This window comes from Campylobacter sp. 2018MI10, from assembly GCF_018501175.1.
In the GTDB taxonomy this organism is placed as follows: domain Bacteria; phylum Campylobacterota; class Campylobacteria; order Campylobacterales; family Campylobacteraceae; genus Campylobacter_E.
Window position 1 is genome coordinate 36,085 of the sequence record NZ_JAHCZD010000008.1, and the last position, 24,868, is coordinate 60,952.

Consider the following 24,868-nt stretch of genomic DNA (forward strand, 5'->3'; position numbering starts at 1 on the left):
CTTGTTATTATAATAACTTGGGTCGCTTTTATACCCACAAGCAGAAAACAACAAGGCAGCAAGTAAAACAATATGGTGGAATTTAAAAACATTGAAAATATTCATAATATTCTTTCTTCTCATAATAAAAACCTTTTATTTTTAAAGATTAATAAGCAATTAAAATTATTTATTTTAAGTATGCCACCTGACCTTAAATATAAATTAACTCAAAAAGGTGTAGTTTGTGATGTATTTAAAAAATATAATAAAAATTGCTTTAGAATTAGAGTTTATCATCCGACTTTAGCACAAGACTTAAGAAATGATTCAACTATAAAAACATTAAAAGAACATATTAAAATATATAAAAGAATTAATCCAAAAGACGCTGCTATTTTAAATCTATTTGAAGAAGAAATTATAATTAATTCTAATGCTATTTTAAAAGCATATATTGATTATGAAAAATCAAAACAACCAAAAATATTTTTAAAAGATTTAATGTGTGAGAATTTTCAAAATCTAGCGATATATGAAGAACAAAAAATATTAATAAATAATCTAAAAGAAAGTATCAAAAAAACAAATGCAAAAATCAAATCTCTTAGACAAAATTAAATCATTACCAAATTCTTCTGGAGTTTATAGATATTATCATAATAATACCTTGCTTTATGTAGGTAAAGCAAAAGATTTAAAAAAAAGAGTTAAAAGCTATTTTGCCTTTACTCCAAGCCTTAGAGCAAATCCTAAAAACTCTCCTAGAATTATAAAATTAATTGAAGAAGCAAATAATTTAGAATATACCGCTACAAATAGTGAATTAGACGCACTGATTTTAGAAAATTCATTAATTAAACAAATGCGACCAAAATATAACATTTTATTAAGAGATGATAAGACTTATCCATATATTTGCTGTGATTTAAAAGAGACTTATCCAAGATTTGAGATAACTAGAAAGGTTAAAAAAGACCCACTGACTAAATATTATGGGCCTTATGCTAGTGGGGCTAAGGATTTGTTAGAAGCATTGTATTTATGTTATCCATTAAGACAAATGAAAAGCTGTAAAAAAAGATGTATATTTTATGATATGTCAAGATGTTTAGCTCCTTGTGAGTTTAGTGTTAAAGATGAATATGAAAATATCTTAAAACAAGCCTTGCAAGCTCTTAAAAATCCAAAACAAATGCTACAAATTTTAAATGAAAAAATGTTTAGATATGCTGATAATGAAAACTACGAAGAAGCGGCAAAAATAAGAGATATGATAAATCATATAAAGAATTTAAATCAAGAAATTGAAGTGGATTTGGCAAAAGATGTTAGTTTTGATGTATTTGCAATAACCAATAATAATGAATTTTTATCAAGCACTAGATTAGTGATAAATCACGGAAAAGTAATAAGCGTAATAAATGAAAAAATATCTAATAAAGAAGGTGATTTTTTAACCCAATTAATACTAGCAAACTATAAAGAAGGAATAATTCCAAACAATATTTATATAGAAAATCACAATGAAAATATAGAACTCTTAGAAGAATACTTAAGCAATCTTGCAAATCATAAAGTAAATATAAAAATCGCAAAAACTTTAGAGATAAAAAAACTAATTCAATTAGCTAAAAACAATGCTTTAATAAATCTTGAAAAGACTGAAAATAATATAGCAAATAAGCTAAAAAGCTTTTTTAATCTTAGCAATACTCCTTATAATATTGAAGTATTTGATAATTCACATTTTCAAGGTCAAGCAATAATCGGAGCTTTAATTAGTTATGATGTGTTTTCTAATAGTTTTAATAAAAATAATTATAAAAGATTTAATCTTACTAGCAATAATGATTATGAACAAATGAGAGAAATGCTTACTAGAAGGATAAATTCTTTTGATAAATCAGCCTGTCCTGATTTGTGGGTTATAGATGGTGGTAAGGCTTTATTAGATTTAGCAAACGAGCTTTTAGCTCAAAATGAAATCAATTTAGATGTAATTGCAATTTCTAAAGAAAAATTAAATCATTTAGCACATAGAGCAAAAGGTGCTGCTAGGGATAAAATACATTTTAAGGATAAAGAATTTAATCTTAAAACAAGTGATGAAATATTGCAATTTATTCAAAAACTAAGAGATGAAGCTCATAGATTTGCAATTACTTGCCATCAAAACGCAAAAAGAAAACAAGATATAAAATCATCAAAATTAGAGCAAATTGGAATTTCAAAAGCTAGTATCGTAAAATTATTAAAATACTTTGAAAATTATGAAAATATATACAATGCAAGTTATGATGAAATAGCAAAAGTAACAAATAAAAATGTAGCAACTAAAATTAGCCAAATTATTAAGTAATCATTTAATTTAATAGACATAATTATGCTCTAAATTATATAAAGGATTGTTGTGTTCCCAAGCTTGTTTAATATATTATTATGTGCTATTTTAATAGCAAGTTTATTTATAGAAAACCTATTAAATCAAACAATTTTTACAATTATTCTAGCAATAATTTTGATATTTAATGCTGTTAGTTTTATGGCTGCATTAATTAGAAAAAAAAGTGCTAACCAAAAAATAAATATTTTAAAAGAAATTTTAAAAAGTTTAGGTGCTAATAGCGATAACTTAGATTTGAATAAGAATTTAAGATTAATCGTTGATGAGGTTGGTAAAATCAAACAAAAAATGATGGCTTTGCAAAATCACAATGAATTTTTACATAAGCATTTAATTGATAATGCTAAACAATTAAAGAATATAAATGCCGTGTTATCTTATACAAATGATAAGAATTTAAATCAAATTAAAGAATTAATAGAAAAGCATAATGAAGATAATATTCAAAATATATACTCTTTAACAAAAACTACAATTACATACGAAACTAATTACGATAATTTTGATAATGAGTTAAATCCTAATTTTGAAGGTGCAAAAATAGCTATTTTAAATAATGATTTATTAGAAAACTTTTTACTAGAAACATTGCTAAATCAATACGGAATTAGTGTTGATTTTTATACAAAAATTAATGATTTTTCAAATTATGCCTGCGTTATAGCCGATGAAAATTTTAATTATAAAGAAAAAAATACAATTATCTTAAGTGAAAATTGCAATAAAGATAGTTTTTTAAAAAGACCTTTTAATAAAAATAAATTAAAAAATATTTTAGTAACAATGCTAAATGATTATAAGAGTGATATGAATACAACAAATTATCAAAACGATGTATTAATATTGCTTAGTTCTGATATGCAAAGTGATTATTTATATCATATCGCAAATAAACACGCAAAATTGAATAAAAAAGTAGATAGTATAAGTTCATTTAAAGATGAACTAAAAAATAATTATAAAATCATTGCCATTGGATATGAGGCTATTTTATTTGATTATGAAAGTTTAGTTAGCAATATTAATCAAGTAAAAAGCGAAAATCCAAATACTTTTATAATGTTATTTTTAGGCAATAAACACGCTAAAAAGAATTTAGATTTTGCAGATTTGATTATTAAAGATGCTACAGAAACACAAATCGCAGAAGTAATGAAGAAATATTTATGATTAGATACTTGCTTTTTAAATACCTAAGATTTGATAAATCAATGCCATTTATTATGATTACTAAGCTACTTGCTTTTATCGGAGTAGCTTTAGGAGTTTGTGTTTTAATAATAACTATGGCAGTAATGAATGGAATGAATAAAAGCTTTATTGATAAGTTACTTACTATGAATTATCCAATTACTTTATATCCTAAAACCACATTAATTGATGAAGAATTAATAAATGAATTAAGTAAAAATTATAAAATCAGTCCTTTTATTCAAACACAAGCCGCTATTAAATATGGTAATGAAATGAGAGGTGCTATAATTTTTGGGATTGATTTTGAAAAAGAAAAAGAAGTAAATAAAATTTTTAAAGATTATTATTTAAATTCTAATTTGAAATTCCCCGCAATTTTAGGCAATTTACTAGCTTCAAGATTAGAAGTTAATAAAGAAGATAAAATACATATAATTTTTACAAATCTTAATGCAAATGCTTTTAGTATTACACCTAATATAAAAAGTTTTTATGTAAATAATACTTTTCATTCAGGTCTAAATGCTTATGATTCATCATATGTGTATGTAGATATTAAAGATTTACAAAAGGTATTAAAAAATAATGAGATTACAGGCATTCACATAGATACTGCAAACCCTAAAGAAGAAATTAAAAAATTAAATGAAAAATACAAAAATAATTATTTTTTAGTTGGCTGGTGGGAGCAAAACGGCAATATTTTAAGTGCAATTGACTTAGAAAAAAAAGCATTATTTTTTATTTTAATGATGATAGTAATTATTGCTAGTTTAAATATAATAACTTCATTATTTATGATAGTTTTAAATAGAAGAAATGAAATAGCCCTACTTTTAGCGTTAGGAACAAGCAAAAGCGAAATACAAAAATCATTTTTTACCATTGGTTGTTTTATAGGATTTGTTGGAATTATTTTTGGTTGTTTATTAGGATTTTTTGGACTTTGGTTTTTAGATACTTTTGATATTATTTCTTTACCAGCTGATGTTTATGGTAGTTCAAAATTACCTATTAATTTAAGCTTGAGTGATTTTTGCTTTATTATTTTAGGTGCTAGTTTAATAGTAGTGTTATCATCACTTTATCCAGCATATAAAGCAAGTAAAATTGATGTATTAAAAACTTTAAGAAATGAATAAAAAGGAGTTGTGTTATGCAAATGTTTAAAAAAGAAGATATGAGAAAAGTTGTAGAATTTTTTACTGCTAATATTTATAGGTATTTTTATGATATAGATTTTGAATTTTGTCTTACTTATATCAAAAGCCCTGATGAAGAGCATAGAAAAGTAATTGCTAGTATTTTAAGAAAAACTGATTGTGTATTTGAACTAGATAGTGGAATAATAATATTATTTTCTGGAACAAGTAAAGAAAAAACACAAATAATAAGTAATGAAATATATGATTTTTTAAATACTAAAGCAAGAGATTGTGTAGCTTTTTATCCTTATGATGGAGATAATTTTGATGATTTAATGTTAAGATTAAATAATCTTACTACTAAAAACTATAAAGTAAATATCTTAGATGAATCAAATTAAACATATCATTGATTTATTAAAGCAAGGAAGAAATGTATTTTTAACAGGTGGTGCAGGAGTTGGAAAATCCTACACCATAGAAAAAATAATAAAAAGTGAAGCTTTTAAAACCATAGTCTTAGCAAGCACTGCACTTGCTGCTATTAATATTGGTGGAGACACTGTTCATAGATTTTTTAAACTAAGACTTGCAAAAAACATTAATGAGCTAAAAACAAGTAAAGATGATTTAATGGCTTTAAATAAGTCTTTATCAAATATAGATTTAATAATAATTGATGAAATTTCAATGATTAGTAGTGATGTTTTTGATATGATTTATTCAAGGCTTTTTGGTTATAGCAATATAAAATTACTAATAGTTGGAGATTTTTATCAACTCGAACCTGTAAAATCCGATGGAAATTATGCTTTTTGCTCTAAATATTGGAATGAATGTAATTTTAAGGTGATTGAGTTAATTACCCAGCACAGAATGGAAGATAAGGAATTTTATGAAAATCTAAGAAGTATTAGGATTGGCAATATAACTAATACTTGCATAGAGTATTTTAAAAAGTATAAAATTCAAGATGATATAAATAATTATGATGATTATACAATTATTTGTGGCACCAATGAAGAAGCAAAAAATATAAATAATGCTAAACTTAAAAAAATTGATGATGAAGAATATGTTTTTAACTCAAGTATTAAAAAAAATACAGAATTAAATGAAGAACAAGAAAAAGAATTTAAACAATGGCTAAAAGCTCAACCAATTGAAGAAGAATTTATTTTTAAAATTGGAGCTAAAGTTATTTTTACTTATAATTCTGATAATTATTATAATGGAATGCAAGGAGAAATAATTGCGTGGGATAAAAGTGAGCAGGAATTAAAGATTAAATCTAATAGAATGATTTATTCAGTTTACCCTAAAGAATTTTTATACTTTAATGACCCTGAAATAGCAGCTAGCTATAGGGTTAATCCTAATTTGGTTGATACCAAGCCTGATGCTATATTAAAAGCATTCCCACTAAAATTATCATATGCTATTACTATACATAAAAGTCAAGGAATGAGTATTGATAAGTTAATTTGCAAATGCGATAGGATTTTTGCACAAGGTCAGCTATATGTTGCATTATCAAGAAGTTCAAATCCTAATAATTTTAAAATTATTTTTAATGGAAGTGATAAATCGTATGAGAATTTGTTTAGACTAAAGGCAAAGACAAATCAAGTGGTAAAGACATTTTATCAATTTTGCGATAAGGAACAATTATGAAAAAAATAATGCTAATATTTTTTAGTATTTTTGCATTTGCAAATAGTATAGAAATTAATAATTTTGAGACCGATTTGTATTCAAAATCAAACGGGCTTAAAAAAATTACTTTAAGTTTAAAAATCATAGGTGATAATGTTAATAACGAAAATGATTATATACAAGATAGTATTAATATGGTGATTTCTAGCTACTATTACGAAGATTTATTTACAGAACTTGGTAAGGAAAATCTCAAAAAAACCATAATAAAATATGCAGGTAAAAAATACTCTGTAAATATTGATGATATATTAATCATAAATCTAAAAAGCAAAGATAGTGCAGAAGCAATAAAAGAGATATTAAAAGACGCAAATTTAATATAAAAATTAATAAATAAGTTCATAAATTTTAGAACTTATTTAAAATTATTATTATAAATTATTAGCTAAATCTTTATCTTGAGAGTATTTAATATAACCTAAAACAAAAGCTAAAATAATTATTAAAATTACAAAAAATAAAATATTTAAAAAAGAATTTAAAAAAACAATAGGAAATTTAATAAACAAAAAGCTCATATAATTAGTAAAAAAAGCTTCGTAAAAATCCACACATAAAAAATATAATAAAATAGCTGGCAATAAGCCTATTTTAAACATAGAAAAAATCTGATTTTTATTTTGTATATTTTTATATTCTATTTTTAAAAATTGTTGATAGGCTAGTTTGATTAAATACATAAACACAAATGATAAAAGAATTTGAATTGAAACATTTGAAGCAATATAATCAGACAAATATTTAAAAAACATCAAAAAAGACATATAAGAAATGATATATCCATCAATCTTAGAAATAACCTTTAGCATAACTTTTCCTTTTAATAGAATTTAAAATAAGAATTTTAAATTCTTATTTTAAATCTTATCTTACTGATATTTTATCAAATCCTTAAATCCAGCTTCGCTAAAGCCTTTTAGTCTTAATTGGCAAGATTCACATTTACCACAAGCTAAATCATTACTATCATAACAACTATAACTAAGCTCTAAAGGTGCTTTTAGGCTCATTCCAAGTTTTACTATATCTGATTTTTTTAGCTTGATTAAAGGAGTAATTATTTTAATATCTTCTCCACTACCTTCTTTTATAAACGAAGCGGTTTTTTCAACGAAATCTAAAGTAGTATCAGGATAATTGCTAGAATCCTCACTAACTAAACCCGTATAAATCGCACTAGCATTAAATCTTTGTGCAACAGCAGCAGCAATACTATAAAAAATCCCATTTCTAAAAGGCACATAAGTATTTGGCAATTCACCATTTTTACCTAATTCATCTTTTGGAATTTCTAAACTCATATCAGTTAAACTAGAGCCGCCAATTTGTTTGAAAAAATCCATATCCACAACTAATTTTTCTATATTATAAAACTTGCAAATTTCATTAAAAGCTTGCAATTCTCTTTGCTCTGTTCTTTGACTATAATTAAAATGAAGGGCTATTACTTTATAGCCTTCATTTATAGCACAAGCAGTGCTAACGCAGCTATCTAGCCCTCCACTTAAAATACTTATAGCGATTTTACTCACTTATATTCCTTTACAAATTCTGCGATTTTTTCTATACCTTCTATGATATTTTCCATTGAAGTTGCGTAAGAAATTCTAAAATAACCACTCATGCCAAATCCACTTCCTGGCACGCAAGCTACTTTTTTATCATCTAAAAGCTTAGCACAAAACTCAACATCATCAGGATTAACACTAGAGCAATCAATAAATAAATAAAACGCCCCGCTAGGTTTTACGCTTAATTTAAGCCCATTAATGCTATTAATCATTTCACAAGCTTTATCTCTTCTTTTTTTGAATTCTTTTTTCATCATCTCAATATCTTTATCAATCTCTCCAACTAAAGCAGGAACTGCAGCAGCTTGAGTTATACTACAAATATTACTTGTGCATTGACCTTGAAGATTTTTCATTAATTTATTTAATTCTTTATTTTTACTAGCACTATAACCAAATCTATATCCTGGCATTGCAGCACATTTGCTAAGTCCATTTATTGTAACCGTGCGTTTTAGTGCATCTTCGCTTAAACTTGCAAACGCTACAAATTCTCCATCATAAACTAATTTTTCATACATTTCATCAGCTAATACAACAATACTAGTGCCTTCTAAAACTTTAGCTAATGCCATTAATTCATCTTTTGAATATAAAGCTCCACTAGGATTACTAGGATTATTTAATATTAATATTTTCGTCTTAGGTGTAATTGCAGCTTTTAATTCATCAGCACTGATTTTAAAATCTTTTTTAGGAGTTACAATCACAGGAACTCCACCCGAATACTTAACTTGCTCTGGATAAGTTACCCAATAAGGAGCTGGGATTATTACTTCATCGCCATCACAAACAAGTGCTTGAATTGCATTAAATAAACTATGTTTAGCTCCAACATTTGCTATTACTTCACTTGTCTCATAATCTAAATTATGGTCTTTTTTAAGCTTAGTGCAAATTGCTTTTAAAACTTCAGTAGTTCCAGATACTGGAGTGTATTTTCCGCATCCATCATTTATCGCTTTAATAGCTGCATTTTTTACAACTTGCGGAGTATCAAAATCAGGCTCTCCTGCACTAAAACTAATAACTCTTACGCCTTGTTCTTTTAGTAATTTTGCCTTAGCTGTAATTGCTAAAGTTATTGATTCTTCTAAACCTTTAATTTTTTCTGAAAATTGCATATTCTCTCCTTTTAAATTTTCTTTAAATATCCATTATCGTGCATAAATATGAAAAGCTCACCTAAAATATGTTTTTTAGTTTTTTCATTTATTAATTCCGAAGAATTTATTTTATCTTGAATTTTTTCATCAATTTCACGAATATCGTAGTCTAAATCTTCTAAAATATCCCTAATTGATTGACTTTCAATAATGCTTTCAATCTCATAACCTTTATCATCAATATCAATACTAACTTGAGTTGGATGGGTAAATAAATTATGCTTCATTCCTAATACTTCTTGATAAGCACCAACTAAGAAAAATCCTAAGAAATAATCTTCTTGCTCTACATCAACATCGTGTAAAAATAAAGGGCGCTTAGCAGCATCAAACGATATTTCTCCATCACTATCACAAGTTATATCCCAAATACTAGCTGATCTTGTTGGTTGAGTATCTAATCTATCAAGTGGCATTATAGGAAATTCTTGCCCTAAGCCCCAAAAATCTGGCAAACTTTGAAACATTGAAAAATTGACCAAATATCTTTCTTGAACTTCTTTTTGAGTTCTTAATAAATGTTTTGGACTTAGCATAGAAACTGCTTTTTTACCTATTAGATGAACCAATATTTCGGCATTTGAGCGGTCTTGTAAATCTACATATCCTAAGTCAAATAAGGTTAAAATACTATCTAAATGGTCATAACTATCGTGCATATATTCTACTGCATTGCTTGGCTTTATATTTTTGTATAAATCGCATAATTCATCTATTAATTGCGGGTTTTTTTCTTTTAACTGCATTTTGCTTTCTGAATATTCTTGAGAAAATAGTTCAAGAACAGGTGCTACTAATACTGCGTGAGAACCGCTTACAAAACGACCACTTTCTATATAAATATTTGGCTCTATTTCTTGTTTTTGTGCTGCAAGAGTTTTTAGAATAAATACAATATCATTTGCATATTCGCTTAAAGTATAGTTTCTTTGAGAAGTCTTTTGAAATTGTGAATACTCAATTGCTAAACCACCACCAATATCAATATTTTCAAGGTTATTTGCACCCATTTTGCGTAATTCAAAATAAATATTTCCTGCTTCGCTTAAAGCTTTTTTTAAAGGATGTATTTCATTAATTTGTGAGCCTATATGAAAATGTATCATAGTAAAACAATCTAATAAATCATTTTCTTTTAAAAGCCCTACTGCTTCTATTAATTCAGTTGATGTTAGACCAAATTTTGAATTAATCCCACCACTTTTAGCCCAAGTGCCACTACCTAAAGAATGTAGCCTTACTCTAAGACCGATTTTTGGTTTTATCCCAAAACGCTCTTTTGCTGTTTTGATAATTACTTCAAGCTCATTAATACCTTCAATAGTTAAAGTTATATTATGCCCCATTTCAGCAGCAATAAAGCCCATTGTTATTAGTTCTTTATCTTTAAAGCCATTAACAGTTATTGGAGCATTTTCGTTGTTATAAGCCATAGCTAATAATAATTCTCCTTTACTACCAGCTTCAAGACCATAATTTAGATTTTTACCAAGTTTTACAAGACTTTTTACAAAACCAGGAAATTGATTGACTTTTAGTGGATAAACAGCATTAAAACTACCACGATAATCAAATTCTTTAATGGCATTATTAAAATTTATATAGATTTGTTCTATTTGTTTTTTAATCAAATGATTAAATCTTAAAATTATAGGACCTTTATATCCATCATCTAAAAGAGTATTTACTATATCAATAATGGCAGGTTCGCTTCCGTATTTTAAACATACCTTGCCATTTTTAATGATAAAATTATCATCTCCCCAAATATCTATGCCATAATCATTCATAAAATTTCCTTTAATTCATCGTATTTTATACTTTTTTGTTCGCCACTTTCTAAATCTTTAAAAAATACTTCATTTTTACTAGCTTCATCACTACCAATTGCAATAAAGTATTTATAGTTTTGTTTATTTGCTATATTTAAATGTTTTGCTAATTTTTTTGCTTCGTAATTTAGATTAATTGTTTTTCCGTTTTCTCTTAAATTATCAACTAATTTATAAGCAATTGGCAATAATTCTTCATCTAATATACAAAAATAAGTATTTTGTAATTTTTGCTCTATATTTTTACTTCTTAAAATATCCATAACACGCTCAACACCCATAGCAAATCCAACGCCATAGCTTTTAGCTCCGCCTAAATACTCAACCAAATAATCATATCTTCCACCACCAGCTATTGCAGCCTTTGCACCTATTTCGCTACTTTCAAACTCAAATGCTGTTTTTGAATAATAATCAAGCCCGCGAACCAATCTTTCATCAATTACAAAACTAATCTCATTATCTTTTAAAATCTCTTGTAATTTAATAAAATCAGCCCTACTCTCATCGTCTAAAAACTCACTTAATTTAGGAGCGTTTGTTAAATGTTTAGCACATTCATCATTTTTACAATCTAATACTCTAATAACATTAGTTTGTATTCTTTTAGCACAATCAGCACAGAATTTAAAACCAGAACTATTTTCAATGTTTGCAATATATTCTCTTAATGCTTTTCTATAGTTTTGAAGGCATTCAGGCGAGCCTAAAGAATTGATTTTTAAAGTATAAGTAATATCAAGTTTTTTAAAGATTTTAGCAAGTATCATAATCACACTAGCGTCTTCATAAACATTAGCTATATTAAAACACTCTAAGCCAAATTGATGAAATTCTCTATAACGACCTCTTTGTGGTTTTTCATAGCGAAACATTGAGCCGTGATAAAACCATCTTTTAACAACTCCAGCTTTATCCATCTTATGTTCAATAAAAGCTCTTACAACCCCAGCAGTTCCTTCAGGTCTAAGACATACACTATCCCCGCTTTTATCTAAAAACTCATACATTTCTTTACCAACTATATCGCTACTTTCTCCTACGCTTCTTTTAAAAAGCGGAGTAACTTCTAAATGTGGCACTTCAATATAGCTATAACCATAAGTTTTTGCTACTTCTTCACAAGTTTTTATAATCTTTTCGTAAATTAACGCATCATCATCTAATAAATCATTCATTCCTTTAATTGCATGTATCATTTATATACTCCTTAATCATTGTATTTATTTTATCTATACTAAGACTTGCATCTATTGTAAAAACTTTTAAATTTAAAGCCTTAAAAATCGCTTCATAATTTTCTTGAACTTTTAAAAAATATTCTACGCCTTTTTGCTCTATTTTATCAAGGCTTTTATTATTTAATCTACTTTCTAATAATTCCTTACTGCCTTTAAAAAATATTATATGATTAGGTAAAACATTATTAGTTGCAAATAAATTAAAATCCAATAATTGTTTGTAATCACTATCAACTTCATAAGCTAAATGAGAAAACAAGCTCCTATCAGCTATAATAAATTCTTTAGTAAAATCAATTTTTGAAAATAATTCAGCCCTATCAGCTAAAAATAAAAACATTCTAGCCTTTTTACTCATTTCTTCATTTAAAATCAATTCTCTTAATTTTATTCCTAAAGTAGTTTCACCGGGTTCTTTTACAAAAATCGGCTGGAATTTAAAATAAGAATTTGGTAATTCTTGTAAAAGCTTAATTTGAGTGCTTTTGCCTAGAGTGTCAATTCCTTCAAAAGCGTAATAATTCATTTTAAATCCTTTAAAATACTAGATGGAACTAATTTTGAAATATCTCCACCATGAGCTTTAATGCTTCTTACAATTGAGCTTGAAATAAAGGCATTTTTAAGGCTTGGCATTAAATAAATAGTGTCAATTTCTTCGTTTAATTCAGCATTTGCATAGTGCATTTGTAACTCGTATTCAAAATCACTCACAGCCCTTAAACCCCTTACAATGGTATATATTTTTTGCTCTTTTGCAAAATCTACTAATAAATTGTCAAACCTTATTACTTCTACATTTAATCCACTTGTTGCATTTTTTACTAAATTAATCCTAGTTTCTAAATCATAATCAGGCTTTTTTTTATCATTTTTAGCAACTGCTATTATTAATTTATCAAAAATTTTTAAAGCCCTTTTTATTACATCTAAATGCCCATTTGTTATCGGATCAAATGTGCCTGGATAAATTGCTTTTTTCATTCGCTTTTCCATCTTTTAAATTTTTTATATTCAACTCCAAGCAAATCACACCATTTACCTATTACAAATTCTTTAAAAGAACTCTTAGAATATTTAGCGTAAATTGCAGGGGCTATTATACAGCCTAATTTATTTAATTTTAAAATATTTTTAAGCATTAATTCATTTAATGGCATTTCTCTTGGAGCTATTATGATTTTTCTATTTTCTTTAAGATTTACGGCAAAACTTCTTAAAATTAAAGTATCACTAAAACCATAACTAGCCTTTGCTAAAAAATCACTACTAGCATAATAAAACGCCGCATCAAGCTTAAAACTCCCACTTGATACAGGTGCAGCTAAATCATCATTTTTTAAAAGAGTAATATTTGTATTTTTAATGTATTTTTTTAATTTTTTATTATTTTCTTCTTTTAAAACCTTTAAAGCACCTTTACTAAGGATTAAATACACTTCATTTTCTTTGCTTAATACCTTAGCTAATTTTAAAGCCAAATTAACTCCACTAGCTCCATTAATCGCTACTAAAAATCTCATTTTATTAAGACCTGTTTTTCATTAATTATTTCGCCAGTTAGATTGTGTCCTTGAGTGTTTTTAAGGCGAATTCTTTGACCTTTTACTCCACTTTGCAAGGCTATTAAATCAACAAACACACTCAAATCTCCATCATCTAAAATACCAACTACACTATCATCTTTATTAATTAAATAATTTGGCATTAACATAGAGGTTTTTATAACACTACCTGCTCTTACTTTGCTTTTAAACTTAATACTATTATCAAGTGTTCTTAAAGCATTATAAGGCAATTTTGAAAAATCAATTTTTTCACTTTTTAAATCAAATAGCCCTATTTCTTCATCTTTTAAGACATCTTTTTTTAAAATATAAACCTTAGTAAGAGCTTGTAATTTAAAAGATATTTGCATATCTTTATCATTGCAATTTGCTTTAAAAAATCCTTGTTTGCTAAGATTTGGATATGTAATAATTTTGCAATTATTAATATTAGGATTAAAACTAAGGCTTTTTATTTCTAAAAATTCATCTTGTTTTTTCCAATGTTTTAATAATTCATCGCTTAAATTATTAGCAAACAAAACACCACTTAATACAAATAAACTAAATACTTTGTTCATAAACTCTTACTTTATCGTTTTGTTTAATATCACAATTAATAGGACAAATTATGTAATGAGTGCATTTATTTAATGGAGTAATTTGTCCGCTACTAAGTTTTGCATTATTAAACGGAACAAAAGTGTCATTTATAATATTTCCAATAACTACATTTTCTTTATTATTTTTAATTTTTAAATCCATTGATATAGGATATAAAAAACTTGGCTTTTCATATACAATTCCTTGCATTTTATAAATTAAAGCTCTTGCATAAATTAAGGCCCCAATATAAGCGCTCATAGGATTACCCGGTAAAACCAAAATATATTTATTATCTTTAAAATATAAGCTAACAGGACCTGCAGGTTTCATTTTTACCTTAGTAAAAATAGGCTTAAAACCTAGCTCATCTAAAGCTTTTTTGATAAAGTCAGCATCACCTACACTTGCAGCTCCGATACTTACAACTAAATCAAAATTATCTAAAGCACCTTTTAAAGAATTTAAAACAAACTCATATTCATCTTTTAAAACCCCTAAATAATAAGGTTTAGAAAAACTCTTAAAAGCAGAATAAATTCCATAAGCATTAGAATTATAAACACCAAATCCATTTGAATAAGGCTCAATAATCTCAAGACCACTTGCAAAAATACCAACTTTTATTTCTTTAATAACTTCAATATTAAAAACTCCATTACTAGCTAAAATCATAATAATTTCATCAGTAATTACGCCTTTTTTGATAATTAATTCGCCTTTTTTGTATTCTTCGCCTTCATATCTTATAGCTTCACCTACTTTTAAATTATCACTTGTAGCATACATTAAATCATCTTTAATAATAGAGTTTTCAACCATTAAAACACTATCAGCACCCTTTGGCACTCTTGCACCTGTCATAATCTTTACACATTCGCCACTTTTAATCTCGCATTCACTCATATCTCCTGCAAAAATAGTCTTTAAAACTTTAAGACCATTTTTAAACTCACTAGCCTTTAAAGCATAGCCATCCATTGCAGAATTTGTAAATAAAGGAGCGTTACATTTAGCATAAAAATCATTCGCTAAAACTCTTCCTTTTGCATCAAATAAATTAATAATTTCGGTGCTTTGAGTGTGATTAAGTGATTTTATATTTTCTAACGCTTCATTAATTGTCATTCTTCTTCCTTTAATTCAACTAATTTCGCACCTAATTTACTTAATTTCTCACACAAATTCTCATATCCACGCTCTAAATGATAAATTCTATGAATATTAGTAGTCCCATTTGCAGCAAGTGCAGCTAAAATTAATGCCGAACTAGCTCTTAAGTCAGTTGCCATCACTTCAGCACCTTGTAAATTAGAAGTCTTAACATTAGCAATATGTCCATTTAGCTTGATATTTGCACCCATACGATTTAGCTCACTTACATGCATAAAACGATTTTCAAATAATCTTTCATCAATAATACTTTCTCCATTTGCCTTAAGACATAAAGCCATAAATTGAGCTTGCATATCAGTAGGAAAGCCTGGATATTCGCTAGTTTTGATATTTGCTGCTTTATAATCGCTTGAATATACTTTAATACTATTTTTTAAAGTTTCATATTTAATCCCCATTTCATCAAATTTTGATAATAATGCACCCAAATGCTCTGGAATTATATTTTTAACTTCTATATTTGATTTTGTAATAGCACCTGCACAAAGATATGTTCCTGCTTCAATTCTATCAGGAATAATTTCGCAAGTAAAATCAGTATTTAATTTGGTTACTCCTGTGATTTCAATAGTATTTGTCCCTATACCTTTTATATTAACACCTGCTTTTACTAAAAACTCACATAAATTAACGATTTCAGGCTCACAAGCTGCATTTATTATAGTAGTTACACCTTTAGCATAAACTGCTGCTAAAATTGTATTTTCAGTAGCACCAACAGAAATTTTATCAAAATGTATTTTAGCTCCAACCAACTCTCCACTAGCTTTTACATAGCCATCAACTAATTCAATATTAGCACCCATTTTCTCTAAAGCACTTAAGTGCATATCAATTGGGCGTTGTCCTATAGCACAGCCACCTGGTAAAGATACTTCGCAAATTTTAAATCTACTAAGCAAAGGTCCTAAAACCAATATGCTAGCACGCATTTTGCGAACAATATCATAAAGTGCTTTTGTATTAAATACATTGCTTGAATCAATTGTAACGCTATGATTATTTAGTTCATATGTAGCTCCTAAATTCTCAAGCAATCTTAACATAGTCTTAATATCTGATACTAAAGGAAGATTTGTTAAAGTGCATTTTCCTTTAATAAGTAAAGCAGCAGCAAGTAATGGTAAAGCTGCATTTTTAGCTCCACTAATTTCTACGCTACCGCTTAATTTTGCGTTACCTTCTATTTTTAAATATTTCATTCATTATCCTTTTGTATGTGAAAACCTGCCCAAGTTTGAGTAACAGGCATTAATTCTATTCTATTTATATTTACATGGTCTTTTAAATTAATAATACTAATAACTGCATCAGCAATATCTTCTGCATCAAGGTATTTTGTATTTTCATAAACTTTATCAGCTGCAATTTTATCGCCTTTAAAACGCACTTCGCTAAATTCTGTCTTACATAATCCTGGTGCAATATCAGTAATTTTTATATTATTTTTTCTTACATCATTTCTTAATGCGTGACTAAATTGACCCACAAAAGCTTTAGTTCCTGCATATACATTACCACCAAAATAAGGATTATTAGCAGCAACTGAACCAAAATTAAATATGTGTCCGCCGTTTTCAAGCATTCTTGGTAAAATCAAATGAGTTACATATAAAAGCCCTTTTATATTAGTATCAACCATAGTTTCAATATCTGCTAAATCTAATTTATAAAACTCTCCTAAACCTAATGCTAATCCTGCTGAATTAACTAAAACATCAATTTTATTAAAATCATTAGGCAAATTATTTACAACATTTTTTAAAGCATTTATATCTCTTACATCAGCTTCTGCTATATATACATTATTTTTAAATTCATTTTCAAATTCTAATAATTTTTCCTTGCGTCTTGCAAGAACTACTACTTTATAATTATTCTTTAAAAGTCTTTTAGCAATCGCTTTTCCAAAACCACTACTAGCACCTGTTACAAACGCTGTTTTCATTGTTCTTTCTCCTTTAATCCTAATTTTTTTAAATACTCAATATTTTCTTTATTGTTATAAATCATCGCATAATCTAGTGCATTTAATCCAAAATTATCGCTTATCGTATAATCAGCCTTATTTTCTATAAGCAATTTTAAGGTATTTAAATTCGCTAAAGACGCTGCGTGTATTACTAAAGTCTTTGCAGGATGAATGTAAGAGCAAAAAGAAATATAATAAGGAAGATTTGTTTTTAGCTCTTCTTCACTATCAATTTGTTGTAAATTAAGATTAGCCCCATATTTTATAAGTAATTTTATAGTTTTAATATCGCTGATTTCAACTGCATAAAAAATCGCACTTTTACCAAGAGCATTTACATAATTAACATTAGCTTTGTTTTCTAATAAATATTCTAATGCTTCATAATAATCAAGTGCATAAAAAATCGCACTCTCATAACCTGAATTAATATTTGTATTATTTTTAGCTAAAAACTCTATTATTTTCATATCTTTTTTAGCTAATAAAGCTATTTTTAATAAAAAATCTAACTGATAATAATTTGGGCTAATTTCGTTAAGATATGCAATGCTATCTTCTGGATTTTCTATCTTTAAAAATTCAATATAAATATCATCAAGCTTAATAAATTTATTAATAGAGCCAAAAGCTCTCATTCCTAGCCTTTGAGTGAAATTCTCACAAGATTTTTGATAATTTTTAGAAGAAAGCTTTATAAAATGCTCCTTGTTATTGCTACAAAAATTATTTATTTCATTATTAAACTCATCAAATAATCTTTTATTGCCAATGCTTTGATAAGCCCAATATTGAAAATAATCATAATATTTATCATAATCTTTTATAGGATTTTGATAAATATTTTTATCATTATAAGCTTTATTTAGCTCATCTATATAATTATTTAAATTTACAAAATAATCATGTCCGTTACACTCAACATTTCTTCCGCTAATTGTCTCGGCTAATTTAAATAACTTTTCATCACTTAATTCCTTTGAAAAAACAAAAGCACTAATTAATAAAAATACAATCTTTTTCAATACAAATCCTGATAATTTAATAGCCCTAACTTTAACATTTTTAAATAATTATTTGGTATTTTTTCGCACTAGTTTTAAATAAAAAATATAATTAAGTTTGTGCTAAATCAATATATATTCTTAATACTAAAATATAAAAATTACGCTTTTTTAAAGAAATTAATATTGAATTGTTATTAGTTTTTGATAGCAAAATTAGGAATTTAAATTCCTAATCTTTAACTAAGCCTTTTTTTAAATCCCTTATTAAAAATCTAGCAGGATGAAGTGCGTGTTCGTATCTTTTAAACATTCCGCTAGGTGTGTTGTTAAAATAACTAGCAATTAATCTTGCAGATGTTATCGCACTAGATAAACCCCTTGAACCATGAGCTGTATTTATAAAAATCCTACTTCTTGGAGAATTTACTTGCGGTTTATGTTTATCAAATTGTAAAGATTTATAAAGATTTTTATATTTTTCTTCATTAAAATAAGCTCCAACAATAGGAAATCTATCTGAAGAATAACTTCTATAACCAACCCTATTACCTATTACCAAATCACTAAAATCAGCTTTAAAAATTTCTTTAAAATTATTTATATTAATATCATCATACTCTCTACTTGCTTCAGCAATTAAGTTTCTATCATAAGTAGCACCTAATAAAATAATCCCATCTTTTGCTCCAGTTATATAAGCTTTTGAGCTAATTGGGTGCTTATATTTAATTTTATTTTTTAGCCAAGTTGCCTGACCTCTTACTACTGATAATGGTAAATTACTAAAGATTTCTTTAGAATATGCACCACTAGCAAATATTACAGCATCAAAAATCATAGTCTTATTATCAAAATCAAGCTCAACTCTATCATAAAATTCTCTAAAACTATTTAGTTTATAATTTAAAAATATCCTAGTATTGGATTTTGCAAAAATTTTAGGAACTAATTTACAGGGTTCTAATGTCCCACCATCTTTTAAATATGCAAAATCAAAATGTAATTTAATTAATGGATTATCCTTTTGTAGTTTAAATCTTTCTCTTAATTCATCAGTATATGCGTGCTCTAATATCCCTTCTAGGTTATAGCCTAATTTTTTATAAAATTTTGAGCTATGCCAAAACGAAAACTGACTAAATTCTCCTAACAAACTTGATGGATTTTGAATTAATGCTGTTAATAACCCTATTTTATTTCCACTTCCTTCGTTTGCTAAAGTATGGCTTTGCTCAAATACACTAATAGTTTTACCTAACTTTGATAGTTCATAAGCTATTGTAGCGCCTGCAATACCACCACCAATAATTGCTATATTATTAACTTCTAAATAATTTTTATGAAAATATCCTTCTATATCATCTTGCAAATCTTTATGTTTTAATATAGCAAGAGTGCTTTCTCTTTTTATTCCCAAATTAATATCGTGTATTTCAAATCCTAATTCAATTAAAGATTTTTTAAAATCAGAATTTGAACTATAACTAACCAATTTACCAGTTAATTTTAATAGCTTTTTGACATATTTTAAAGTCTCTTTAGAAAACATTTCTTTATTTTTATTAGGAGAAAAACCATCAGCATATACAACATCAGCTAAAAAATCTAAATCTTTTAAAGCAATATTTACATCTTGAAATACTAAGTCAAGAACAACACCATCAAATTCTATTCTATAAATTCCATCTTTACAAGGTGGGTAATCATTAATAAAATTATTATTTAACTCTATACCAAATTTATTACAAAAATATCTTATATCATCAATACTTTGGTAATAATTTTCAATCGCTACATAATGGAGTTTTATGCCTAAATCAATAGCTCTTTTTGCACTTAAAAAGAAATTTAAACCCAATCCAAAACCAAGTTCTAAAATAGTTAATTTATTAAATGCGTTACTAAAAGCATTATCTATATAAATTCCATTTCTTTCTTTTAAAGGTTCTTTTATGTTGTAATAAAAATCATCAAAATCTAAAGAAAAAATCTCATCATTTTTTAAAATCCAATTCGCCTTTTTCATAAAACTTCCTTATTTATTTTTAACAAAATAACTCTCAATTCCATTTACAATACCATTTACCAAATAATCCTGATAAGCACTATCTGCGATATTTTTACCTTCAATAGGATGTGATATATAGCCAACTTCAATCAAAACAGCAGGCATTAAAGCACCAACTAAAACCCAAAAAGGAGCTTCTTTTACGCCACCATCTCGCTTTAAATATCCCTTAGGTATATTATTTAAAATACCACCTTGTATATCAATAGCTAACTTATTAGATGAAATAATTTTTTCTCTATTTAAAAAATTCAAAAAAGTTTGTTTAGAAAAATAATTCATCTCTTCAATATCACTTTTATTTTCTATTGCAGCTGCGTTTTTACTTCTTTCGCTTCTAGCTGGAGAGAGAAAATATGTCTCAATTCCATATATTTTATCAAATTTTGTCTTATCCCCGATAGAATTTGCGTGAATACTTATAAATAAATCACTTTTTTTATCATTTGCCATTTTAGTTCTATCTCTTAGATTTATATAAACATCTTTTTTTCTTGTTAAAAATACTTTATACCCTTTGTTTTTTAGAGCTTTTTCTAATTTTAGAACTATTGATAGAGTAATGTTTTTTTCATATCTGCCAAAAGCAGTTGCACCTACATCTTTTCCACCATGACCTGCGTCTAAAGTAATTAATAAATTTGATTTTTTAAATCCAACTTCAACTTTTTCACTAATCTCATCAGTGCTTACTTCTAAAGAATTATTATTTATATTAAAAAATATTTTTTTAGTATTCTTAGAGTATAAAACCACTCTTACCTTTTTAGGATTAAATTGTAAAACACTAATAGAGTATGTTTTAAAATCATAATTTTTCCTACCACCATTTAAAACTGCGTCAAATTCTAAAATTTGATTGTTGCTATAGCTAAAAGTTTTAATATCATCATTTGATAAAGAGTTGTTTAAAGTCAATAAAACCCCATTATCTTTTTTAACGGCTTTTGTAATTGTTATAGGTTTTTTGCTTTTATCATTTGTAATATTATTTGTAGCATTATCATTACTATCTAGCTTCGTATTTATATTACTTTCTTGTTTGTTTTTATCGTTAGTAGTAGCATTTTTTACATTATTATTTACTTTAGTATTATTATCTAATTCTTTTTTATCTTCAACTAAAGATTTTTTTATTTGAGTAGTATTTTCTTGCTTATTTTGCTCTTGCAAATTACCATCTATAGTAATAAGTAAAACATTATTATCAATCTTATAATCTAATTTCAAATCAGATTTTGACCTTAATACAAATCTTACTTTTTCCGGATTAAATTGAACCAAACTTACTTCATAATTTTTATCTATGAAATTTTGTTTTCCTATATCTAAAGCAGCATTAAATTCCAATATTTTATTTTTTAATTCTTTTGTATTATAGATAATACTTTTTATATTATTATCAAAATCTCCTTTTAATGATATTTCTATTGTATTATTTGCCTTATTAATTTTAGTTATATAAGTTTTTTTTACTTCTTCTTGTTTTGTTTCTGGCTTATTTTGACTATTTATATTTTTAGAATTTAAAGTATTTGTTGTAGTTTTAGTATTTTGTGTTTTGGTATTTTGAGTATTAATTGATTTTTGCTCTTTAGCTATATCTTTAGTCTTTTTTGCATCAGTATTATTTATGTTATTAAATGAAATCTTATTAGGATTAATACCTAAATCTTGTAATTCTTTTTGATATGTAGATGAATCAAGTTTTAATGTTTTTGAACTTAAAATAATTCTTTTTAAAACTTCTTTTTTGGTATCAATATCATCAGAAATTATACTTTTAATATATATAGTTTTTAATCTCTGATGAATTGCTAATTGTTCTGTTTTGCTAGATAATAAAAAACTCTTATCAAAATTAACAAATTCTTCATTTAAACTACTAGCAAACAAAACAACGCTTAGTAATAATAGTAAGATTTTATTCATCTTCACCATTAACTAATTTTTCAATCAACTCTTTAACACTAATTAACTTATTTAATCTATATCCATTAGCACCTGTAAAAAATAATCCACTTTCCTTTTTTCCACTATAAGCATCATAAAGTCTTTCGGCAATACAATATCCTACCTTTTTAGCGCCCCTACCACGTTCACATGGTGCAACACAATTTGCTATACAAGAAATTTTAGGAGCAGTGCCTTCTTCTATCATTTTTTGAAGATTTGTTCTAATACCACGAGCAGGATAGCCAACAGGACTTTTTAGCAATTCTATATCTTCTTTTTTAGCATCTAATAATACTTGTTTAAATTCAAGTGCAGCATCACATTCATAAGTTCCTATAAATCTTGTTCCCATTTGAACCCCATTTGCACCTAAACTAATAGCATTTAAAATGTCATTTTTATTCCAAATTCCACCAGCTGCAATTAAAGGAATATTATCTCCCCATTCATTAAGTTCAGCTCTTACTTCAGGAATTAATTTTTCTAATTGGTAATTTGGGTCTATACATTGCTCGTATGTAAATCCTTGATGACCACCACTTAAAGGCCCTTCAAGAACAACTGCATCAGGCAATCTATCGTATCTTTGAGTCCATCTTTTACAAATTATTTTAAGAGCTTTTGCTGATGATACAATAGGAATTAATGCAACATCAGGAAAGTCTTTAGTAAATTCTGGCAAATTTGTAGGTAATCCTGCACCACTAATAATTGCATTAAAACCGACATTGCAAGCGTCTTTTACTATTCTTTCATATTCGTTTGACGCGTGCATTATATTACAGCCTAATGGTGAGTCGTTGCAGATTTTTCTAGCATTAGTAATTACAGCATTAAGTCCTTTTGTAGAATAAAAATTCTCACTTCCATAAGGTTTGCCATTTAGTTCTTTGTTAATATGTGCTCTATTTTCATAAAACCCAGTTCCAACCGAACTAATAATACCTAAAGCTCCATTTAAACTAACATTACCAGCTAATTTATCCCAACTTATTCCAAGTCCCATACCTCCTTGAAATACCGGCACTTTTAATGTAAAATTTCTTATTTTTAATTCTGGTAAGCTCATTATTATCCTTTTATTATTACTTTTGCAAATTTTCTTTTTCCAACTTGAATTATAAATTCACCATTGCTTAATTTTAGTTGTTCATCGCTAATTTTTTCTCCATTAACACTTACAGAATTAGCTTTTATAGCTCTTCTTGCTTCACTACCTGAACTTGCCAAATTAGTATCTTGCATTAGTTTTATAATCCATTGTTCTTCATTAAAATTAAACTCCACAATATCACTTGGAATTTCATTTTTACTATGAATATTATCAAACTCATTTTTCGCATTAATTGCTAAATCTTTACCCCAAAATCTCTCAACTATTTCTAAAGCCAAATTTTCTTTAGCAACCTTTGGATGTAGAGTATTGTTTTTAATATTGTCAAAAATATCATTAATTTCTTTTGTTGTCTTAAAGCTTAAAAGATTGTAATATTCTTTCATTAATTCATCACTTATACTAAGTAATTTTGCATACATAGAATTTGGTTCTTCACTAACTCCGATATAATTACCCAAACTCTTACTCATTTTATTAACACCATCAAGACCTACTAAAAGCGGTAACATTATAATACCTTGTTCTTTACCTATATTATAAGTTCTTTGTAATGTTCTACCCATTAATAAATTAAATTTTTGGTCTGTTCCACCCATTTCAATATCACATTTTAATGCAACGCTATCATAACCTTGTAAAAGTGGGTATAAAAATTCGCTAATTGATATAGGGCTTTGTTCTTTAAATCTTTTCGTAAAATCATCTCTCTCAAGCATTCTAGCTACACTAAAAGTTGATGTAAGTTCAACTATGCCAACTGCTCCTAAAGCATTAAGCCAAGTTGAATTAAATTTTAATTCAGTTTTTTCTTTATCTAAAATTTTAAAAACTTGCTCTTCATAAGTTTTTGCATTTTTTAAAACTTCTTCCTTGCTTAATTGTTTTCTAGTAGCACTTTTGCCTGTTGGATCACCTATTTGAGCAGTGAAATCTCCTATTAGGAATTGAACTATAGCACCATGATTTTGTAAAAATCTCATTTTGTTTAAAATAACACTATGACCTAAATGTAAATCAGGTGCAGTTGGATCAAACCCAGCTTTTACATAAAATACTTCGCCCTTTTCATAGTAATTTTTAATCAAATTCTTAATTTTTTCTAAATCAATAAATTCTGATACACCGCGTTCTAAATCATTATAAATTTCATTCAAATTCATCTTTATCC

At 26.7% G+C, this 24,868-nt stretch carries 24 protein-coding genes; 7 read left to right on the forward strand and 17 right to left on the reverse strand.

What is annotated here, in order from left to right:
• The first annotated feature begins 72 nt into the window (after positions 1–72).
• The 7 genes from KJR01_RS04940 to KJR01_RS04970 are packed head-to-tail and all read left to right on the forward strand — an operon-like array spanning position 73 to position 6,767.
• A complete protein-coding gene (locus KJR01_RS04940; protein WP_214117551.1) occupies positions 73–600 on the forward strand; it encodes a hypothetical protein in 528 nt (175 codons plus the stop codon).
• On the forward strand, positions 569–2,341 hold the full coding sequence (gene uvrC / locus KJR01_RS04945) for an excinuclease ABC subunit UvrC (protein WP_214117552.1): 1,773 nt from the start codon (positions 569–571) through the stop codon (positions 2,339–2,341). The genes KJR01_RS04940 and uvrC overlap by 32 nt, the downstream gene beginning before the upstream one ends.
• Positions 2,342–2,392: 51 nt before the next feature.
• Positions 2,393–3,556: a hypothetical protein gene (locus KJR01_RS04950; RefSeq protein WP_214117553.1), complete on the forward strand. Its 1,164-nt coding sequence runs from the start codon at positions 2,393–2,395 to the stop codon at positions 3,554–3,556.
• Entirely contained in the window at positions 3,553–4,722 is a 1,170-nt protein-coding gene (locus KJR01_RS04955) for an ABC transporter permease (RefSeq protein WP_214117554.1), read from the forward strand. Before KJR01_RS04950 ends, KJR01_RS04955 begins: the two co-directional genes overlap by 4 nt.
• Positions 4,723–4,736: 14 nt before the next feature.
• Positions 4,737–5,126: a hypothetical protein gene (locus KJR01_RS04960; protein ID WP_214117555.1), complete on the forward strand. Its 390-nt coding sequence runs from the start codon at positions 4,737–4,739 to the stop codon at positions 5,124–5,126.
• A complete protein-coding gene (locus KJR01_RS04965) occupies positions 5,113–6,399 on the forward strand; it encodes an ATP-dependent DNA helicase (RefSeq protein WP_214117556.1) in 1,287 nt (428 codons plus the stop codon). Before KJR01_RS04960 ends, KJR01_RS04965 begins: the two co-directional genes overlap by 14 nt.
• Entirely contained in the window at positions 6,396–6,767 is a 372-nt protein-coding gene (locus tag KJR01_RS04970; protein WP_214117557.1) for a flagellar basal body-associated FliL family protein, read from the forward strand. Before KJR01_RS04965 ends, KJR01_RS04970 begins: the two co-directional genes overlap by 4 nt.
• 48 nt (positions 6,768–6,815) lie before the next feature.
• Here KJR01_RS04970 and KJR01_RS04975 read toward each other — a convergent pair whose 3' ends face one another.
• The 17 genes from KJR01_RS04975 to tyrS form a co-directional block, all read right to left on the reverse strand.
• Positions 6,816–7,253: a hypothetical protein gene (locus KJR01_RS04975; protein WP_214117558.1), complete on the reverse strand. Its 438-nt coding sequence runs from the start codon at positions 7,251–7,253 to the stop codon at positions 6,816–6,818.
• A gap of 60 nt (positions 7,254–7,313) precedes the next feature.
• A complete protein-coding gene (gene queC, locus KJR01_RS04980; RefSeq protein ID WP_214117559.1) occupies positions 7,314–7,976 on the reverse strand; it encodes a 7-cyano-7-deazaguanine synthase QueC in 663 nt (220 codons plus the stop codon).
• Entirely contained in the window at positions 7,973–9,139 is a 1,167-nt protein-coding gene (locus tag KJR01_RS04985; RefSeq protein WP_214117560.1) for a pyridoxal phosphate-dependent aminotransferase, read from the reverse strand. The genes queC and KJR01_RS04985 overlap by 4 nt, the downstream gene beginning before the upstream one ends.
• Before the next feature lie 11 nt (positions 9,140–9,150).
• Positions 9,151–10,971, reverse strand: coding sequence for a biosynthetic arginine decarboxylase (speA, locus tag KJR01_RS04990; RefSeq protein WP_214117561.1), 1,821 nt, complete (start codon positions 10,969–10,971; stop codon positions 9,151–9,153).
• Positions 10,968–12,212, reverse strand: a complete 1,245-nt coding sequence (gene hisS, locus KJR01_RS04995; protein WP_214117562.1) for a histidine--tRNA ligase — start codon at positions 12,210–12,212, stop codon at positions 10,968–10,970. Before hisS ends, speA begins: the two co-directional genes overlap by 4 nt.
• Positions 12,196–12,780: a dTMP kinase gene (gene tmk / locus KJR01_RS05000; RefSeq protein ID WP_214117563.1), complete on the reverse strand. Its 585-nt coding sequence runs from the start codon at positions 12,778–12,780 to the stop codon at positions 12,196–12,198. The genes hisS and tmk overlap by 17 nt, the downstream gene beginning before the upstream one ends.
• A complete protein-coding gene (gene coaD / locus KJR01_RS05005; RefSeq protein WP_214117564.1) occupies positions 12,777–13,238 on the reverse strand; it encodes a pantetheine-phosphate adenylyltransferase in 462 nt (153 codons plus the stop codon). The genes tmk and coaD overlap by 4 nt, the downstream gene beginning before the upstream one ends.
• The gene (locus KJR01_RS05010) at positions 13,235–13,777 is read right to left on the reverse strand and encodes a UbiX family flavin prenyltransferase (RefSeq protein ID WP_214117565.1); all 543 of its coding nucleotides are present in this window, start codon (positions 13,775–13,777) and stop codon (positions 13,235–13,237) included. The genes coaD and KJR01_RS05010 overlap by 4 nt, the downstream gene beginning before the upstream one ends.
• Positions 13,774–14,382: a flagellar basal body P-ring formation chaperone FlgA gene (gene flgA, locus KJR01_RS05015; RefSeq protein WP_214117566.1), complete on the reverse strand. Its 609-nt coding sequence runs from the start codon at positions 14,380–14,382 to the stop codon at positions 13,774–13,776. Before flgA ends, KJR01_RS05010 begins: the two co-directional genes overlap by 4 nt.
• Entirely contained in the window at positions 14,366–15,532 is a 1,167-nt protein-coding gene (locus tag KJR01_RS05020; protein ID WP_214117567.1) for a molybdopterin molybdotransferase MoeA, read from the reverse strand. The genes flgA and KJR01_RS05020 overlap by 17 nt, the downstream gene beginning before the upstream one ends.
• Positions 15,529–16,782 carry a UDP-N-acetylglucosamine 1-carboxyvinyltransferase gene (murA, locus tag KJR01_RS05025; RefSeq protein WP_214117568.1) on the reverse strand — a complete coding sequence of 418 codons (1,254 nt, stop codon included), beginning with the start codon at positions 16,780–16,782 and terminating at the stop codon, positions 15,529–15,531. The genes KJR01_RS05020 and murA overlap by 4 nt, the downstream gene beginning before the upstream one ends.
• Entirely contained in the window at positions 16,779–17,528 is a 750-nt protein-coding gene (locus KJR01_RS05030) for an SDR family NAD(P)-dependent oxidoreductase (RefSeq protein WP_214117569.1), read from the reverse strand. Before KJR01_RS05030 ends, murA begins: the two co-directional genes overlap by 4 nt.
• On the reverse strand, positions 17,525–18,577 hold the full coding sequence (locus tag KJR01_RS05035) for an ankyrin repeat domain-containing protein (protein ID WP_214117570.1): 1,053 nt from the start codon (positions 18,575–18,577) through the stop codon (positions 17,525–17,527). Before KJR01_RS05035 ends, KJR01_RS05030 begins: the two co-directional genes overlap by 4 nt.
• 211 nt (positions 18,578–18,788) lie before the next feature.
• On the reverse strand, positions 18,789–20,585 hold the full coding sequence (mnmC, locus tag KJR01_RS05040; RefSeq protein WP_214117571.1) for a bifunctional tRNA (5-methylaminomethyl-2-thiouridine)(34)-methyltransferase MnmC2/FAD-dependent 5-carboxymethylaminomethyl-2-thiouridine(34) oxidoreductase MnmC1: 1,797 nt from the start codon (positions 20,583–20,585) through the stop codon (positions 18,789–18,791).
• Positions 20,586–20,594: 9 nt separating this feature from the next.
• Complete coding sequence (locus tag KJR01_RS05045; RefSeq protein ID WP_214117572.1) at positions 20,595–22,559, reverse strand: N-acetylmuramoyl-L-alanine amidase family protein; 1,965 nt, start codon at positions 22,557–22,559, stop codon at positions 20,595–20,597.
• On the reverse strand, positions 22,552–23,652 hold the full coding sequence (locus tag KJR01_RS05050) for a nitronate monooxygenase (protein ID WP_214117573.1): 1,101 nt from the start codon (positions 23,650–23,652) through the stop codon (positions 22,552–22,554). The genes KJR01_RS05045 and KJR01_RS05050 overlap by 8 nt, the downstream gene beginning before the upstream one ends.
• Before the next feature lie 2 nt (positions 23,653–23,654).
• On the reverse strand, positions 23,655–24,860 hold the full coding sequence (tyrS, locus tag KJR01_RS05055; protein ID WP_214117574.1) for a tyrosine--tRNA ligase: 1,206 nt from the start codon (positions 24,858–24,860) through the stop codon (positions 23,655–23,657).
• Positions 24,861–24,868: the final 8 nt, after the last annotated feature.